The organism is Thermococcus sp. SY098, from assembly GCF_035621495.1.
Lineage (GTDB): Archaea > Methanobacteriota_B > Thermococci > Thermococcales > Thermococcaceae > Thermococcus_B.
The window spans coordinates 107,856-125,213 of the sequence record NZ_CP141821.1 but is presented as its reverse complement, the minus strand read 5'-3'; the positions used below and the strand labels follow the sequence as shown (position 1 = coordinate 125,213).

At 42.9% G+C, this 17,358-nt stretch carries 18 protein-coding genes; 13 read left to right on the top strand and 5 right to left on the bottom strand.

What is annotated here, in order from left to right:
• The first annotated feature begins 41 nt into the window (after positions 1-41).
• On the top strand, positions 42-497 hold the full coding sequence (locus tag VFC49_RS00680) for a hypothetical protein (protein WP_324735746.1): 456 nt from the start codon (positions 42-44) through the stop codon (positions 495-497).
• Here the strand turns inward: VFC49_RS00680 and VFC49_RS00675 are convergent.
• The 4 genes from VFC49_RS00675 to cytX are packed head-to-tail and all read right to left on the bottom strand — an operon-like array spanning position 492 to position 4,547.
• Positions 492-1,871: a bifunctional hydroxymethylpyrimidine kinase/phosphomethylpyrimidine kinase gene (locus tag VFC49_RS00675; protein ID WP_324735745.1), complete on the bottom strand. Its 1,380-nt coding sequence runs from the start codon at positions 1,869-1,871 to the stop codon at positions 492-494. The two genes, VFC49_RS00680 and VFC49_RS00675, sit on opposite strands and share 6 nt — an antisense overlap.
• Positions 1,849-2,478: a thiamine phosphate synthase gene (gene thiE, locus VFC49_RS00670; protein WP_324735744.1), complete on the bottom strand. Its 630-nt coding sequence runs from the start codon at positions 2,476-2,478 to the stop codon at positions 1,849-1,851. The genes VFC49_RS00675 and thiE overlap by 23 nt, the downstream gene beginning before the upstream one ends.
• Positions 2,468-3,268 carry a hydroxyethylthiazole kinase gene (gene thiM / locus VFC49_RS00665; RefSeq protein WP_324735743.1) on the bottom strand — a complete coding sequence of 267 codons (801 nt, stop codon included), beginning with the start codon at positions 3,266-3,268 and terminating at the stop codon, positions 2,468-2,470. The genes thiE and thiM overlap by 11 nt, the downstream gene beginning before the upstream one ends.
• Position 3,269: 1 nt before the next feature.
• A complete protein-coding gene (gene cytX, locus VFC49_RS00660; protein WP_324736553.1) occupies positions 3,270-4,547 on the bottom strand; it encodes a putative hydroxymethylpyrimidine transporter CytX in 1,278 nt (425 codons plus the stop codon).
• A gap of 225 nt (positions 4,548-4,772) precedes the next feature.
• Here cytX and ftsY point away from each other — a divergent pair, with 225 nt between their 5' ends.
• The 12 genes from ftsY (at position 4,773) to VFC49_RS00600 (ending at position 15,426) form a co-directional block, all read left to right on the top strand.
• Entirely contained in the window at positions 4,773-5,675 is a 903-nt protein-coding gene (gene ftsY / locus VFC49_RS00655) for a signal recognition particle-docking protein FtsY (protein WP_324735742.1), read from the top strand.
• 135 nt (positions 5,676-5,810) lie between these two features.
• Positions 5,811-6,155, top strand: coding sequence for a translation initiation factor eIF-1A (gene eif1A, locus VFC49_RS00650; RefSeq protein WP_013466777.1), 345 nt, complete (start codon positions 5,811-5,813; stop codon positions 6,153-6,155).
• A 6-nt stretch (positions 6,156-6,161) separates the two neighbouring features.
• Positions 6,162-6,932: a serine protein kinase RIO gene (locus VFC49_RS00645; protein ID WP_324735741.1), complete on the top strand. Its 771-nt coding sequence runs from the start codon at positions 6,162-6,164 to the stop codon at positions 6,930-6,932.
• A gap of 1 nt (position 6,933) precedes the next feature.
• Entirely contained in the window at positions 6,934-7,602 is a 669-nt protein-coding gene (locus VFC49_RS00640; protein WP_324735740.1) for a KH domain-containing protein, read from the top strand.
• The gene (gene top6B / locus VFC49_RS00635) at positions 7,589-9,301 is read left to right on the top strand and encodes a DNA topoisomerase VI subunit B (RefSeq protein ID WP_324735739.1); all 1,713 of its coding nucleotides are present in this window, start codon (positions 7,589-7,591) and stop codon (positions 9,299-9,301) included. Before VFC49_RS00640 ends, top6B begins: the two co-directional genes overlap by 14 nt.
• The gene (locus tag VFC49_RS00630) at positions 9,288-10,433 is read left to right on the top strand and encodes a DNA topoisomerase IV subunit A (protein ID WP_324735738.1); all 1,146 of its coding nucleotides are present in this window, start codon (positions 9,288-9,290) and stop codon (positions 10,431-10,433) included. The genes top6B and VFC49_RS00630 overlap by 14 nt, the downstream gene beginning before the upstream one ends.
• Positions 10,430-11,680 carry a DUF530 family protein gene (locus VFC49_RS00625; protein ID WP_324735737.1) on the top strand — a complete coding sequence of 417 codons (1,251 nt, stop codon included), beginning with the start codon at positions 10,430-10,432 and terminating at the stop codon, positions 11,678-11,680. Before VFC49_RS00630 ends, VFC49_RS00625 begins: the two co-directional genes overlap by 4 nt.
• Positions 11,681-11,686: 6 nt before the next feature.
• Positions 11,687-12,076: a DUF1699 family protein gene (locus VFC49_RS00620; protein ID WP_324735736.1), complete on the top strand. Its 390-nt coding sequence runs from the start codon at positions 11,687-11,689 to the stop codon at positions 12,074-12,076.
• A gap of 14 nt (positions 12,077-12,090) precedes the next feature.
• The gene (locus VFC49_RS00615) at positions 12,091-12,894 is read left to right on the top strand and encodes a DUF4129 domain-containing protein (protein WP_324735735.1); all 804 of its coding nucleotides are present in this window, start codon (positions 12,091-12,093) and stop codon (positions 12,892-12,894) included.
• Positions 12,895-12,937: 43 nt separating this feature from the next.
• Complete coding sequence (locus VFC49_RS00610) at positions 12,938-13,750, top strand: GTP cyclohydrolase IV (RefSeq protein ID WP_324735734.1); 813 nt, start codon at positions 12,938-12,940, stop codon at positions 13,748-13,750.
• 95 nt (positions 13,751-13,845) lie between these two features.
• A complete protein-coding gene (locus VFC49_RS00605) occupies positions 13,846-14,520 on the top strand; it encodes a TBP-interacting protein (protein ID WP_324736552.1) in 675 nt (224 codons plus the stop codon).
• 135 nt (positions 14,521-14,655) lie between these two features.
• Positions 14,656-15,426, top strand: coding sequence for a hypothetical protein (locus VFC49_RS00600; RefSeq protein ID WP_324735733.1), 771 nt, complete (start codon positions 14,656-14,658; stop codon positions 15,424-15,426).
• On the opposite strand, the gene VFC49_RS00595 is transcribed toward VFC49_RS00600, so the two are convergent.
• On the bottom strand, positions 15,391-17,268 hold the full coding sequence (locus VFC49_RS00595; RefSeq protein WP_324735732.1) for a threonine--tRNA ligase: 1,878 nt from the start codon (positions 17,266-17,268) through the stop codon (positions 15,391-15,393). The two genes, VFC49_RS00600 and VFC49_RS00595, sit on opposite strands and share 36 nt — an antisense overlap.
• Positions 17,269-17,358 lie beyond the last annotated feature (90 nt).

The window sequence follows — 17,358 nt, the reverse complement described above, 5'->3', positions numbered from 1 at the left end:
TTTTTCGAAAAATTTATTAAGCATCTCTCACATTTCATTACATGCTGAGGGAAATAGCACACTTAAGTAAAGGGGTAATATTGATCACTGGAGATGCCAGAAAAATTACCAAAATTTTCCTTAATGCTTGGCTTTCAAATGGGATGATGTTCTTGGCAGAGCACCTACCTTTCGATGTAAAATATCCAGGGAATGTTTTCATAGGACGTTTAAATAAAGGAATGGAATTTGATGGGTATTTAATATACAATCTCCTCTCTCGACCAAAAAATGAAAGAGCAAGAGTTTATGAATGGATAAGTGAGCACAATGATAAGCTGATTTTAATCTATGAGACTAAATACATGAAAGATTCCGTGCTTCGTTATGGAATTAAAGAATTAATCGATTATCTAATCGCATACAAAAGAGAAACACTCGGATTTGAGAGGATTGATGTCTACAAGTTCGAAGAAGGAAGGGTAGTTGAGAAGAAAAGCTATGTGAGAAGGTCATAGAATAATTTTGAGTTTCCTCAGCACATCCTCTGGGGATTCCCCAAATATCAATATCAGTGCTTTCCCTTCCCAATTGCCAAGAGGACATATTATGTCCGGTCTTTCACTCAGCCTTTCTATTGCTGTTTCAATGTCTCGGGGAATTGTCGCTTCTTCTTTAACCTTTATTTTTTCCAGCTCTCCCCGTCTATCACAGAATGAAATTCTAAATCCATTTTTTTGGGCTTTCTTTATCAATTCCTCGCTGTATCTTAAATTAAGGGCACTTCTAATCTCCGGATAAAACCCCATGAACTTTAAGACTGCCCTTGCCAGATAGCCTGATGCTCCAAATTCTACACTGCCAACTGCTTTTACTGTATTTCCAAATCTTACAATACGCCCCTTAACCCCAGCCACGTCTTTGGGGGTTCTTGCATAAAGCCTTGGTAACGCATAAACAAAGTTCATGCCTACTTCTGGTACATGGGGTAAAATTCTGTCTCCGATTCTCTCGAGCTCCCTTACAGCTTTTGTTAGGCTTTCATAGACCCGCCATTTCTCCGCTGGAATTTCAATCCAGGCGTTTTGATTAACTGGGCAGTGTCCTTTCCCAATTCTTGCACCATAAAAGATGCCCATTGTTATGAACTCTTTTGCAACCTTAATTGCTTCCTCTAAGCGCTTCCCCTTTGCTAAGTTTGCAGTTATCGCCGCTGAGAATGAGCAACCGGTTCCATGAGTGCAGCCTTCAACAAAAGGAGCTCTGTATTCCCTAAACTTCCCATCATAATACAGCACATCAACGGCTTCACTGAGATTTAAGTGCCCGCCTTTCACTATTGCCGCTTTCGCTCCCAGCTCTTCAACAATAATCTTTGCAGCTTTTTTTGCATCCTCGAGAGTTTCAATTTTAATACCGCTCAGCTTTTCAGCTTCTGGCTTATTTGGCGTTACAAGTGCTGCCAAAGGTATCACATATTCGATAAGGGCATCCACTGCATCTTCTCTCAAAAGAGGAGCTCCGCTCTTAGCGATCATCACTGGATCAACCACAAGTGGGAATTCATACTTCTCCACAGTCTTTGCGACAGCCTTTATTATCTCAGCGCTGCTCAGCATTCCTGTCTTAGCCGCATCAACTCCAATATCATCTGCAACCGCCTCAATCTGCTTTGCCACAACCTCTGGAGATACATCATAAATCGCTCTAACCTCTTGAGTGTTTTGAGCTGTGACAGAGGTTATTGCCACCAAGCCATGAACTCCAAAGGCCGAAAAAGTTTTAAGATCAGCCTCAATGCCAGCGCCTCCCCCACTATCGCTCCCTGCTATCGTTAGAGCTGTTTTTACATACTTCCTCTCATCCACACTACTCACCTCCCAGATATTCATCAATTATCCTCCTCATTTCTTCAGCTGCCTTTTTCACGTCCTCAGCACCAACTATGGCAGAGATAACCGCTATCCCATCAACACCAATCTCCAGAACTTTTCTAACATTTTCGTGGTTTATCCCACCTATCGCAACAACCGGGATTTTTACTGATTCAACTACTTTTTTTAATCCCTCCAAACCCAGAACCCTGGCATCTTTCTTTGTTTTTGTTGGGAAGACTGAGCCAGCGCCGAGGTAATCGGCTTTTTCTTTTTCTGCTTTCAAAGCTTCCTCCACACTGTAGACTGAAGCCCCGATAATTAAGTTTGGAGCAAGCTCTCTGGCTATATAAACTGGCATGTCTTCTGGACCGAGCTGAACGCCATCTGCATCAACTGCTAAAGCCACATCAAGCCTGTCATCAACAAAAAACAGTGCGTCGTATTCTTTTGTTATCTTCCTGAGCTCTTTTCCAACTCTTATCATCTCCCCAGTCGGTGCATTTTTGATCCTCATCTGTATTGCAGTCGCCCCTCCTTCCAGTGCAGCATTCACAGTTTCTATCTCGTCCCTGAGCCTTCTATCAGTAATAACATAAAGCCTGAGCCTTTTCCTAAGGTTCAACTTTCCTCACCTTCGCCCGTTCAATTATTAACTCCCCGTCTATTCTGTAGAGCCAGTCATAGATCTTTACATGGAAACTCCCCGGGTATTTGGCTTCCTCATAGGCTTTCTCAGCCGCGATTCCAAAGACTACCAAGGCGGATACAGCAGCTCTCAGAGGTTCTTCAACAGCTGCAAAGGCACCGGTTATTGCAGTGACCATACACCCTGTTCCCGTGATCCTCCCTAACATCTCACTGCCGTTATATACTGCGTAAACTCCCTTGCCATCGCTCACATAATCAACGGGCCCAGTAACAGCCACAACAGTGTTGAACTCCCTTGCCGCAATGAAAGCCAATTCTTTAGCTCTATCCTTTTCATATGCTGCTGAATCAACACCTCTTGTTTTTCCATGTTCACCAAGTAAAGCCGCTATTTCACCAAAATTGCCGCGGAGGATCGTTATACTGCCTATCTCAAGGAGTTTTAGAGCTGTTTCGGTTCTCAGCTTAGTGGCTCCAGCTCCAACTGGGTCAAGAACTATGGGCTTTTTCAACTCACTGGCAATTTTAACAGCTTTTTCCATTGAGGAAATCCAATGCTCATCGAGGGTTCCAATATTAACCACAAGGGAATCCGCTATCCTCAGCATATCCTCAAGCTCATCTCTGGCATGTGCCATCACAGGTGAAGCTCCAAGGGCCAAGAGGACGTTAGCGGTTGTGTTCATCACTACAAAGTTTGTAATGTTCTGAACGAGAGGTTTTCTTTTTCTAACTTTTTCCAAAGCTTTAGTTATCCACTCCATGTTACCACCTCTCCGATAGATAGTAAAGAACGCTCACCAAAACGAAGGTTGGAATGCTTGAGCCGAGCTTAAAGCCAACATCACTCAAAACTGGAATGTAGATGTTAAACAGCCCTTCAACTGCAAGCAGCATGTAGAACACAAATCCCAACGCCCAGATTATCAGGGCTTTTCCATTGTATCCTGCAAACCTCCCGTTTTCATCCAAAAGCTCTTCAGCATTGTACCCTTTCTTGACGAGGAAGTGGTCTGTTATCATTATTGCGGTTAGAGACACAAATGCTCCCCCAATTAGCAGAAGAAAGCTTTCATACTGATCAACTGGAAATACCAGAGCCAGCAAAGTCCCCAATGCTCCAACAAGCAGAACTTGCTTTCTTGCATCTGCTCTTGGTGAGATGTTCTTGTAGGTTATTGCCGCTGAATAAACATCGAGGAAAGTCGTGGTCACCGTGGAGAACACTATTATCAGCATTGCGGGAATTCCGATTCCATATGCCGCTATTATCCCAATTGGGTCGCTCTCCCCTATTGCCATATTTGTCAGCGCTCCAACGAAGTAAAACAGCACTGACGAGATAAAGTAGCCTATGTAAGTTCCCCAGAATGCCGAACTTTTGTCCTTAGCGAATCTTGAATAATCTGCTATAAGGGGTGCCCATGAAAGGGGCATTGCAATAACTAAGTCAAGAGCCAGCATCGTTCCCATTTCGCCCGTTCCGGACTTTGATAAGATTTCGTTGAGTGAGAACTGCTTCAGCGTTACATAAGTTAGCCAAATGCTCAGCACAAGGAGCAAAGCTGCCGCCGCTTTTTCCAGCTTATCCCAGTTCTTTGGTCCAATGTAAGTCCATGCAGTTACCAGCAAACCGAGAAGAACCACCCAAAGAGCATAGCTTTCAAAACCAAAGTGCTTCGAGACGGCATTCATTGCATTTGCTCCAACGATCAGCATTATTGCAGTCCAGCCTATGAGCTGGAGGTAGTTTAGAATTGAAGGAAGGACTGAGCCCTTTATTCCTAATGCCCCTCTTGAAAGCACCATCGTTGGAACTCCGGTTTCTTCGCCTTCAATCGCTATTAACCCCATAACTGCATTGCCAATTAGATGTCCAATTATTATCACCGCTATTGCTGTGAGCAAAGACAGAGCTGGAGTCAGCAAAGCTCCTGCCCAGAACTCTGCAATGCTTATTCCAGCACCGAACCAGATTGCAAAGAGCGTTAGGAATGTGAAAGTTCTTTCAGATGTGGGTCTTATATCATACCCTCCATTCATAATGCTCACCGTCATAGACTCCTCGCATAATGTTTATAACTCTTTTGTGAAATTTTATAACTAAGTTATACAAACCCTTAAAAAAGTTTGGAACAAGTATGTATATGCTGGATGACGAGCGGTTTCGGAACTGAGAAGTGATGACACCAGCTATCGCCGACAGCCGATTAACCTAATCCATAGTCCTTATAAACCTCCCACCCAATTCAGTTCTGGTGGTGAAATATGTTTGGAAAGCTTAAAGAGAAGTTAAGCTCATTTGTTGATAAGGTTGCTCAAACTGAAATAAAGGAAAAAGACGTTGAAGAGGCACTATGGGATTTAGAACTGGAGCTTTTAGAGGCAGATGTTGCATTGGAGGTCGTCGAAGAGCTGAAGGAGAAAATCAAGAAACAGTTGGTTGGGCAAAAAGTCAAGATTGGGACTGATAAGAAAAAGATCGTCGAAGACGCTGTAAGGAAAGCTGTTCTTGAAGTTCTTACACCCGAAAGAAAAATCAACCTTCTTGAAATGATAAAATCCAAGAAAGAGAAGCCCTTTGTCATAGTGTTTGTTGGGTTTAATGGCTCTGGAAAGACAACAACTATAGCCAAGCTTGCTCATTGGCTCAAGAAACACGGCTTAAGTGTAGTGATAGCGGCAAGTGATACATTTAGAGCTGGAGCAATTGAGCAGGTAGAGGAGCATGCAAGGAGGGTTGGCGTTAGGGTAATTAAGCACCGCTATGGCGCTGATCCAGCTGCTGTGGCTTACGATGCAATCCAGCACGCAAAAGCGAGGGGCATTGATGTTGTTTTGATCGATACTGCTGGAAGAAACGAGCTGAACAGGAACCTTATGGATGAAATGAAAAAGATTGTTAGGGTTACAAAGCCTGACTTGGTAATCTTCGTTGGCGATGCCCTGGCAGGAAATGCTATAATTGAACAAGCGAGGCAGTTCAATGAAGCCGTGAAGATCGATGGGGTAATTCTTACAAAACTTGATGCCGATGCAAGAGGAGGAGCAGCGTTAAGTATAAGCCATGCAATTGGGGCACCGATACTCTTTGTGGGCATTGGGCAGGGGTATGATGACCTAAAAGAGTTCGATGAAAAGTGGATGATCGAGAAGATCTTTGGAGAATGAATTCTATTCCCTATTCTTATGTCCAATTTTATGCATGCAAAAATTTTTAAAGTCTCGCATCTATGTTTCTGTGGAAAATTTTTGCAAAGCTTATGCTTATAAATGCATAAGTTTTAATCACTGGAGGTGATGCTCATGGCAAGACCCAGAAGAGATAATAGAAAAGTTGAAGGGGATGAGGTTATCAGGGTTCCCCTTCCGGAAGGAAACCAGCTCTTTGGGGTTGTTGAACAGGCTTTAGGAGCTGGATGGATGGATGTTAGATGCGAAGACGGAAAAATCAGGAGATGCAGAATTCCCGGAAGGCTTAAGAGGAGGATGTGGATTAAGGTCGGGGACTTGGTGATAGTCCAGCCCTGGCCTGTGCAAACGGACAAGAGAGGCGATATTGTATATAGATATACAAGAACCCAAGTCGATTGGCTTATAAGAAAAGGAAAGATAAGTCAGGAGTTTTTAACCGGTGGATTAACGCTGTGATGTTCTATGGAGAGATTTGATAGGGAGATTGCAGAGATACTTGGATTAGACGAGCGTAGGGAAAAGGACAGCGAATTGTTCAAAGTTTTCAGCGAGGTATTTGACAAAACAACCGTTGAAACCTTAAGCTACTTTCACAGAAGGGGCAAAATAGAGCAGCTCCTTGGAGTGATCTCAACAGGTAAAGAGGCAAATGTATTCATGGGAACTGACAGCAAAGGCAACAAGATAGCAGTTAAAATCTACCGCACCTACACAACGGAATTCAGAAGAATCTGGGAGTATTTAGCAGCTGATCCAAGGGTTGGCTACCTTCCCAAGGACATAAGAAAGCTCGTCTTTATCTGGACAAGGAGAGAGTTCAAGAATCTGCAGAGAGCAATGAAATATGCTGTTAGAGCCCCAGAGCCAATTGCTTTCCGCAACAACATCTTAATAATGGAGTTCATTGGAGATGAAACTCCTGCACCGCGCTTAAAAGATGTGGAGAAGGTACTGGAAAAGAGAGACTTCGAAGAGCTTTATGAGTTCTCGATGAGTGCAATAGAGAGGCTCTGGAAGAGAGGGGATATGGTTCACGGCGATTTAAGCGAGTATAATATCTTAATTTGGGAAAAGCCTGTAATAATTGACTGGTCTCAGGCAACTGTGAAGAGAAACAGGATGAGCTTAACTCTGCTGCATCGTGATTTGAGGAATATCATCAATTACTTCGGTAGGAAAGGGGTTGCTGTTGATGATCTTGAGGAGAAGTTCAAAGAGCTGACAGGTGATTGATATGGGAGATGAGTTTGATAAGCTGGTTAAAAAGTATGAATATGTTGATAAAGAAGGGGAGAGAAGAAGTGAGTTTGGGGAGAGCATAGATTATGAAGCCTTCGGCGAGCAGGAAGAATTTGTGAGAATTCCTAAAGAGAGAATTGGAGTTCTCATTGGAAAGAAAGGCTCAATCAAAAAGAAGATCGAGGAGATTACAAAGACCAAAATTGAAGTAGATAGTGAAACTGGTGAAGTTTTCATAAGCTCAACTGAAAAAACAGACGATCCATTAGCAGTATGGAAAGCAAGAGATGTTGTAATGGCTATTGGTAGGGGATTTTCACCCGAGAGAGCTTTCCGCTTGTTCAACGAAGGTGAAGTTCTTGAGATAATTAACTTAAGCGACATAATCATCGGAAACGAAAAGAATGCCCTGCCAAGAATCAGAGGGAGGATTATTGGTAGGAAAGGCAGGACAAGGGAAATCATTGAGGAAATGAGCGGTGCTGATATTAGTGTTTACGGTAAAACAGTTGCTATCATCGGGAACCCTATTCAAGTTGAGATTGCCAAAACTGCCATAGAAAAGCTGGCGAAGGGTTCCCCTCACGGAACGGTGTATAAGTATCTGGAAAGAAGAAAGAAGGATTTGGAGCTTGAAGGAGGCGTTTATTATGGCAAAGGCTAAAGAACTCTTTAAAGAATTTAAAATTCAGAGCGTCAGCGAATTCTTCAGAAGAAACGCCGCAATGTTAGGTTACACTGGGAAGATTCGCTCACTTACGACAGTGGTTCATGAAGCTGTCACGAATTCTTTAGATGCATGTGAGGAAGCAGGAATTCTGCCTTATGTGAGAGTAGAAATAGAGGAGCTCGGAAAGGAGCACTACAAGATAATCGTTGAGGACAACGGTCCCGGGATTCCGGAGAAATTCATAACTCACGTTTTTGGAAAGATGCTTGCCGGTACAAAGGCTCACAGAAATATACAGAGCAGAGGTCAGCAAGGTATAGGCATCAGCGGTGCAGTGATGTTTGCTCAAATTACAAGCGGAAAGGCAACACGTGTAATAACTTCAACGGGTGGAGACGAGATAATAGAGGCATGGGTTAAGATTGATGTTGAAAAGAATGAGGGTAAAATCGTCAAGAAGATTAAGCATCCAAATCCAACAGGCTGGAGGGGAACAAGAATAGAGCTGGAGGTCAAGAACGTTAAGTATGTTCGCTCAAAGCAGGGTGTCTTCTGGTATCTCAAGCTCACTGCTATAGCAAATCCCCACGCTCACATTGAGTTAATTGAACCTGATGGGAAGCTTATTGTCTTCCCACGCTCAAGTGAAGAAGTTCCAAAACCTCCCGTAGAGATGAAGCCGCATCCAAGGGGAGTCATGACAGATGATGTCTACAGAATGGCAAAGAGAACAAGAAAAAACACTGTAAAAAGGTTTTTGATTTCTGAGTTCTCAAGAATCAGCGATAGGAAGATAGATGAGCTCATCAAGTACATAGCCGCAATCAGGCTCATTAATAGAGAAGAGGACAAGAGAATAAAAGATGAGCTCTTTGAGAGATTAGCTAAGGGCGAAGTGGATTTAATTCTGAGGAGCTATGGTAGGAGGGCGAAGAAAGTAATCAGAGAGGTCCAAAAGCTTATGGATAAACCCCCAGAGAAGCTCACTTGGCATGAGGCTGAAGAAATAGTTGAAGCATTTAAGTACATTAAGTTCTTAGCACCACCAACCCACGGCTTGAGACCAATTGGGGAGGAAAACATCGTTAAAGGTCTCACGGGAATCCTCAAGCCAGAGTTTGTCACAGCAGTTACGAGACCGCCCAAAGTTTACCGCGGCGGTATCCCATTCCAAGTTGAAATTGGCTTAGCATATGGCGGTGAGCTTGAAAGCTCATTTAATCTGCTCAGATACGCCAACAGGGTTCCGCTCTTATTCGATGCAGGTGCATGTGTAACAACAACAGCAGCAAGGAGCATAGACTGGAAGCGGTATAAGGTTGAAGATTTGGATAGGGCACCTCTAACACTTCTAATCAATGTCATCAGCGTCCACGTTCCTTACACCTCAACAGGGAAGCAGAGCATAGCCAATGAAGATGAAATTTATGAGGAGATAAGATTGGCTATAATGGAAGCCGCAAGAAGACTGCAGACATATTTAAGCGGCAAACACAGAAAGCTGTATCAGGTTAAGAGAAAGAAAACACTTCAGAAGTATGTTCCCGAAATAGCGAGAGCTTTAAGCATTTTAACAGGTGAGCCTGAGGAGAAAGTTAAGGAATACTTCATCAGCCTGATTGAAAGGAAGTTTGAAACTGTTGAGGAAGCATTAGAACAGCCAGCGGAGGTTGAAGCAGATGCTGAAGCGTGAAATGCCGAAGGAACGCTTTGCATATGATCCACAGAAAGTTCTCCGTAAATTGGAAGAGCTTGGAAAAGAAATCCTCGAAGAGGTCAGACAAGGAAAGAACCCTTACCTTGATATCCCAACAAGGGGACTTAACAACGTTTACTTTGATGAGGTCAAGAGAGTCATCAGGATGGGGAACAAGCTCTCAAGGAGGTACTTTCTCAACGTCGCCCATGCGAGAAAGTTCATGCAGACCCTGCTAATAGCAGCTTACGTAAAAAGATTGGTGAGTGAAGGAAAGCACGCGAGCTTGAGAGAAGCCTACTATGCCAACAAGCACACAATTCCAGGGACTAAGGAAAACACATTTGAAGACCAGAGCGAGAGCGACCCAGTTATCGAAGACTTAGAGAGGATGCTTGGTGTTCTAAGAGAAGAAATGCACCTGACAGCAGATAGAAGAGGTTACGTTTATGGAGATATAACAATCAGAGACGGCGAAGATGAATTTAACACCTCAAAGCTCGGTATGGGTGGCTGGGCTGTTCCAGGAACAGTTGAACACATTCAGTTCGTTGATATAAACGTTGACTACGCTTTAGTTGTAGAGACAGCGGCTATGGCAGACCGTCTGATTGAAGAAAAGTTCCCGAAGAAGGAGAGAGCTTTGATCATTGCAACTCAAGGACAGGCTTCAAGAGGTGTGAGAAGATTAATCCACCGTCTGCATTATGAAGAAGGCTTGCCAATCATAGTCTTCACAGATGGAGACCCTTACGGCTGGTATATCTATTCAACAATAAAGCAGGGTTCAATTAATCTCGCTTATCTCAGCGAGAAGCTTGCAACACCTGAGGCTAAGTTCGTCGGGATGACCATGGATGACATCAAGAAATATGGCTTAGAGAACGTTACAGAAAAGCTCAAGGGAATTCCGCCGAATAAGAAAGGCGGCCCAACAGGAGATTACAAGAGGATCATCGAAGAAATGAACTATCCGTGGTTCCAAACCAAGGAGTGGCAGAGACAATTAAAGCTTGCCTTACAGTGGGGCGTTAGGATAGAACAGCAGGCTTTGGCTAACAAAAGCTTAGAGTTCGTCGCCAAGAAGTACCTGCCTGAAAAAATTGCGAACGAGGAGTTGCTGCCATGACGACCACAGAGGAGCTGGTCGCTCAGGTGAACAAGATTTTGGACGATATTGGAATTGATATGATGGGGTTATTTGAAAATCTCGATATTCCCGTTCTTGTTTTCTACCTTAACAGAAACCTTGAGATTCTGAGAGAGTTCGAGGAAGAGCTCTCAAGAAGGGTTGGAGAAACCGTGCCTTCAGTTAGAGGGATAGACAAGAAGGAAAAGGATCCCCACATAAGATGGCTGTACAAAAAGAAGCACAACAGGATTCTGGCTCTTGAGAGGCTGAGGAGTGCAATAGTAGCGCACAAAATGGCACTGGCTTTGATCTCAGCGAACTATTCGTTTTACCTTGGAAACAGGGAGATTGATCCAAAAACAATTAGAAAACACGAAGAGATCAAAAAGATAAAAGTAGTTAAAAAACCTACAGTCCTGGGAAGAATTGACGTGCTGCCTCACTTAGCATATTCTGGAGATGTTTTAAGGCTTCTTGGGCAGGAGAATGTAGAAGTTAGAGAAGCATTTAAGCTCATAAAATCAAAGCTGAGGGAAAAAGGAGTTGTAAGGAAGAAGAGCTTCAGAATTGAGGTGGAGTACTGGGATAAGGGCAGGTTGAGAAAGACAAGGCTTGATATTCCTACGGATGCAGATATAGAAAGTGAGCTTAGAAAAAGGTTTGGAAAACGCTTCCGCTGGAGAGTTTTAAGTTATGTGAAAACGAAAGGCGTCCTTATCAACAACCACTATACTGTTGATAATCTGGCTCTTGCCTATGCTGCATTCGACCCTGAAAAGGGGCCAGAGCTTTTGGGGCTTGACCTCTTCAGGTACTACTTTTTAACTTCAGAAAAAGAAAGGGAAAGCCTTGGGTTGTATCCTGACATAAAGCTCTGCATTGACTGTCATTATTCAATCTTTGACCTGCCGTTTATGAAAGAAAAGGAGTTCAGAACCGGATTCGGGAGCATGATGATAATTCAGAAATGCGAAATTGAAAAGATGCTCAGCGGAAAGAGAAGCGAGATCTCAAACATACCGAACTACCTGCTTGGTGGGGCAATACTGTATGGTGTAAGCCCATTTGATGAGAAAAAAGTTGCAGAGCTCCTCGAATTGGATCTGGATAGGCTTGTTGAAGCTATCAGAAAGCTTGTCCTTTCTGGTCTTCATAAGTCCCTCTTTACTAACTTAGAGAAGTTTGAGAAGTTTATGCCAAAGAGCGACAAAGCAAAGAGGTTTTTGGAGCTTCTCCAGGGGTGAGAGGTTGTGAGGGTTGAGATAACTGCGAGAAACAACGAGGAGTTGCTGAGAAAAATAGATGAGCTCCTTAATGAGAATGTGAGGGAAGTTTATATAAACCTGAGACCCACAAAAGAAATACTTGTGAGAATCTTGGAAAATGCTCCAAACGTAAAACTCATAGGCTGCCCCCCAAGCCTGTACCCAAAGGTCTCAAAAAGAGTTATAAGAGCACTAAGACAGATGGGTATTGAGGTAGTACCGATCAAAAAATCGAGAGGCAGGCCGAGAAAGTATGACGAAGCTGTTCTTCTCAGAATCAGAGAGCTCATGGCTCAGGGAAAGAGCCCAAAAGAGATAAGTAGGGAGCTTGGTATTCCACTAAGAACCATCTACTACATGCTTAACGGTAGATGAAGCTGGTGCTGCAAATGTCTGCCCGCAGGGGAGGAAATAAAAAAGTTGGTTATTTGGTCATATTTGTACTACTTCTCATACTGTTCTCGTCGCTCCACAAATACACGATCAGATCCAAGGCTTCTTCCTTTAACATTGAGTGGATATACTTAGCATGGGGGTTCTTTTTCTTCATAGCTATGGGCATAGCATTGAGATTTCTCTTTGAAACCGGAATTTCGAGTGAAAGACTTCCAAGAAAGAAAAACAAATGGAAGAACGTTGCGGAGTTTATTACCCTATTTGCAATTGTTGTTGCCGTTTATCTACTCCTCACAGCTAAACCTCGATATTTGCCTCGAGGAGAAGCTCCCATTATAAGGTATCCAAAATGGATCATGAGCTTTGGGCTTAACCAGACTGTTATGATCTATTACAAGCCCCTGCCCCTATATGCGTATGCTGTTCCGCTTATCATAGCTGCTCTCATTGTTCTAACTGCAGTTAAAAGACGGAAGAAACGTATCATAATTATGGGGGAGCCCCACAAATTCAACCCTCAGATGACCTTTGACACAATTGAAGGGACACCTGAAGAAAGGATAATAAAGATGTACAAGAACGTCGTTGCGGGGCTTATTTTAAAAGGCTATCCATATCAAAAGAGCTGGACTCACTGGGAGCATGAAGAAAAGCTGAGAAATATATTTGAGGATTTAGAGGATCTGCACACGCTTACAAGAATATTTGAGAAGGCAAAATATGCCAAAAGGCTCAGCAGCAAAGACATAGACATCGCAAAGAAAAGCTATGATAACCTGATGAAATTTCTGAGATAGAGTTAAAAAGCCGATTGTTTAGTTCAACTTGGCGGTGATAATAATGGGCGAGATTTTTGAGACCCAAGAGGAAGTTCCGGAGATTAAAGAGAAGCTCCACAGGGTTGGTATAACTAATCTCAGAACTGTAGCAAAGATTAACTGGAAAGGAAAGCTCTACACCTTTATCCCTACCTTTGAGATAACAATAGATGTTCCCGAGGAGAAAAAGGGAATACACATGAGCCGTCTCGTAGAAAGCATAACGGAAACCATGAGTGAAGCTGTGGAAGAAGAAGTCAGCAGGGTTCATTCGTCCCTTGAGGAGCTTGAGCTTGCAATAATCAAGCGGTTGGAGAAAAAACACCCACACAAGAGGGCTGAAGTTTGGATAAAGACGCACCTAATTATTGGGAAAGAAACCCCCGCAAGTAAAAAGGTAAGCCTGGAAGCCTACGATGTTGAGGTTGGGGTCATAAAAGATGAAGCAAAAGGTAAACTCGAAAAAGTACTTAAGGTTACGGTCATAGGGAACACAGCCTGTCCCCATGCGATGGCAAACAATCAAGGAAAAACGCACATTCAGAGAGCAATAGCAACTCTTGAAATACAGACAGACTTTGATGAGGAGATACCGCTTGAGGATATGGTTGAAGTTGTTGAGAGCTCATTCAGTTCTCCAACATACACGCTGTTGAAAACTGTCGATGAGAACGCTGTCGTTCAAAAGATGTACCAAAATCCAAAGTTCGTGGAGGATGTTGCCAGAGAGATAATCTTCAAGGCAAAGCAGAGGTTTAAGGGTAGAATACACGTCAGGGTTGTTAGCCTTGAGAGCATTCACAAGCACGATGTGATAGCTGAGACGTGGTATTGAGAAAGTATTCTTAACTCTCCCTCCCTATTGCCCTTTTAAAGTTTTCCGGGAAGACTTATTAATCCCAAGCCCGATTCCCTTTTTGGGTGGTGGATGTGAAGTACAGTGAGCTCGATTCAAGACTTCGAAAAGTTTACTCCAGAATTAGAACACTGGATGACTATCACTGGGATTTAAGCATTGACAGAATAATCGGAAGACACAAGAAAAGTGATCTAAAGATCAGAATTAGAGTGGCAAATAGCAGAGAAGAGGCAGAAAAGCTCAGTGAAGTAAAAGAGGGCGAAGGACTTGACATAGTGGTTGTACCGAACAAGGGTACGTTTTACCTTCACAACGGCACATTTATCATGACATCAAAGTTCCTTAGAGGCACTCTTGTGGATATAAACGATCACATAGTCTGGAGAGGGTTTAAGATTGTGGAGCAAGATGGAAAGCTCATGCAGGAAGATTTTTACGAATATCTTGGCGGCAGGTTCATTGAACACCTGAAAAACAACATGACAATTGGACAGGACTTTGTGTTCTGGCAGTTCTATAAATGTGAAAAATGCGGCAAGTACGTTGACATTGACAGTGTAAGAGGTCACTTGAAGAGTCACGGAATTAAGATTGAGGATAAGGATGAGATGATGTATGAGGTCTTTGAGATAAGCATAATTGATGGGAAAGTGTATGACAAATTCGGTAAAGAAGTGAAAGAGGACAAGCTTAGCGAAGAAGCCAAGGACTTCATAAAAGAAACCCTTGAGAGCTTTAAGTCCTGAGAGTAATTCACACCTGTTTTAACTTTTTTGTTACTAACTGCCATAGCGAAATTTTTATATTGCCTTACTGTTAACTATTCTAATGCTTTAGTAACAAAGTGTTTCAAAGCATGCCGTAACTGCGGGGGTAAAGAAATGAACATAGAGGGCGAGATTCTAATTCAAGAAATCTTTAAGAAGGAAATAATGCCCAACTCTATAGTCTCAGTGATCTACGACACCTACTCTTCGGCATGGCTGATAAGCTTTGCCCTGCTGAAAAACGAGATTGATAAGGGAGGTTTTGGCATAATATCAAACTACAATCTCCCCCTTCCAAACCTGTTTAGGGCTGCTGAATTCGTCGGCTTGGATTTAAGTGCAGAACTTGAAAGGGGTAATGCTGCTATAATAGACGTATTTGGATCAAAGTACGGATCACGTTTTAACCTTAAAAACGTGTTTTATTTGAATTATGTCGATCCAGAGACGATAAATCCAAAAATAGACATGATTTATGAAAACAGAATAAAACCGCTCCTTGGAGACAGAAAGGCATTCAGAGTTGTGTATACACTGGATGGAGCCGCACTGATGCTTGGTGAACACATGACATTAAAACTTCTGAATCAGACAATTGCCGTAAAAACCAAACTCATGCCAAATTCTGTACTCGTTCTCCCCTTGAACAAAGATGTTGTGTCTCAGCGCTTTGTTGCTTGGGTAACAAGCATAAGTGAATATGTAATAGTTGCTTCTTCAAAGATAGGTGATGAGGGTCTTGAGGAAAGGCTCCATTTGGTGAAGTCTCCACTTGAGGAGTTTGCCCCATCAACATATACGATGTGGACAACAAAAGGCAAAAAAGCAGAAAGATTAAGGGTAAAGAAATTAACCCCTGAATTTGGGCCTCTGGGAAAGCAGTAACGGCAGGGGTCTTGGCTTGTATGGAAAGCCCTCTGTTCTCTGCTTTATTTCCTTTATTAAGTCCTCAAGTTGCATCTCATGCTGCTTGCCATCTTCTCTCTTTCTAACAGTGATAATGCCCTGTCTCTTCTCATTCTCACCAACTACAATAATGTATGGAATCCATTCTTTCTCTGCTTTTCTAATCTTCTTTGTCAATCTATCGCTTGTGTCATCAACATCAACTCTGATCCTTGCACCTTCGAGTTTTCCTGCAATGTAAAGGGCGTAGTCCAAGTACTCCTCGCTAACTGGAATAACCCTGACCTGAATTGGGCTGAGCCAGAGTGGGTACATTGGCTTCTTCCCTTGGTTTCTAAGCTTTGCCTGTTTTTCAAGTATCGCATACATCACTCTCTCAATTGCACCGCTTGGTGAGCAGTGGAGTATGAGCGGATGCTTTTCTTTCCCGTCTTCGTCGTAGTACGTGATTCCAAATCTCTCCGCGTTTTCAACATCAATCTGCACCGTCGAAAGAGCAGCCGCCTTATCTAAGTTGTCAACGAAGTTGAACTCGAACTTGAGGATGAAGTAGAAGAACCTCTGCTTCCACATCTCAATTAGAACTGGCTTTCCAATAATTTTCACTAACTCAACTACGAAATCCCTGTTCTCATTCCAGAAGTCTTCTGTGAATCTTATCGCAACCTCATAGTCATCAGGTGTGAGTCCAACGCCCTTGAGGACTTCCATGCTTAACTTATACTGCTTCTTAAACTCCTCCATTGCCTGCTTTAAGTCCTTAGCAACCGTGTGCATATCTGGCATCGTAAATGCCCTGAGTCTCCTGAGACCGCTCAGCTCACCTCTTTTCTCTCTTCTGAATGAATACCTTGTGAGCTCATACATTCTCAGCGGCAAGTGCTTGTAGCTTATTGTGGCATCTTTCTTTATGAGGAACTGACCAAAGCAAGCGGCAAATCTGAGGAAGTACTTCTTATCACCGCTCTTGACAATGTACTGTCTCGCCGGGAACCTGTTCAGATACTTTTCAAGAGCTGGGTGTTCAAAGTCATACATTATTGGCGTCTCGACTTCCATTGCACCGTACTCTATGACTTTCTCTGTAACATACTGCTCAAGTAATGACTTGATGAGCCTTCCCTTTGGATAGTATCTTAAGTTTCCTGGATCGCTTCCTGGCTCGTAATCAACTAATTCTTGTTCAAGCATTATCTTAACGTGAGGCGGTTCCTTCTCAGCTATTCTGCTCTTGCTTATCTCGTAGTTTGCAAACTTCTTGAGGTTCTCATGTCCAGTAAAGTCAAACTTGTCAACTTCAACCAGCTCCCCCTCTGGTGTGAGAATGTACCAGTAGCTGACAAGCTCTTCTTCTTTCTTCAGAGCCTCTGGAACCTCTTCCTCTTTCTTAACTTCTTCCGGAACTATCGTCCTTGAAAGCTCTGCCAACGGGTGACCCTTACATGAAAGCTTAAATGCCTTGTAATAGCCAAATGGTGCCCTCTTAACGTTGAAGCCCTCTTCCTTGAGCTTCTCCTCAACTGCCTTAAGGATCTTAAGGGCAGCATCTGGTGAAGCTAACTCACTGCTTAAATGAGCAAATGGATAGACAAATATGTTTTGGGCTTTGACTTGAGAGGCAACGTCTTTAATCTCAGCAATAGCTTTTTCAACAACTTCATCAGGATTTTGTTCGTCAACCTTCTCAACACTTACAAAAACAGCGAGAACCTCGTCAAGCCTTCCTTTCTTCTGCTCTTCGCTTATCTCCTCGGGCTTTTTCAAAGCCTTATCTTTAACTTCATACTCAAGATAATCGCTGTGAATTAGAAGCATCCTCATCTTTATCACCATCCAAGCCTTTTGACGAACTTACTAAAATAATTTCTGAGCTTCCTTATAAAGTATATGCTATGCCCATAAGCTTAAAAG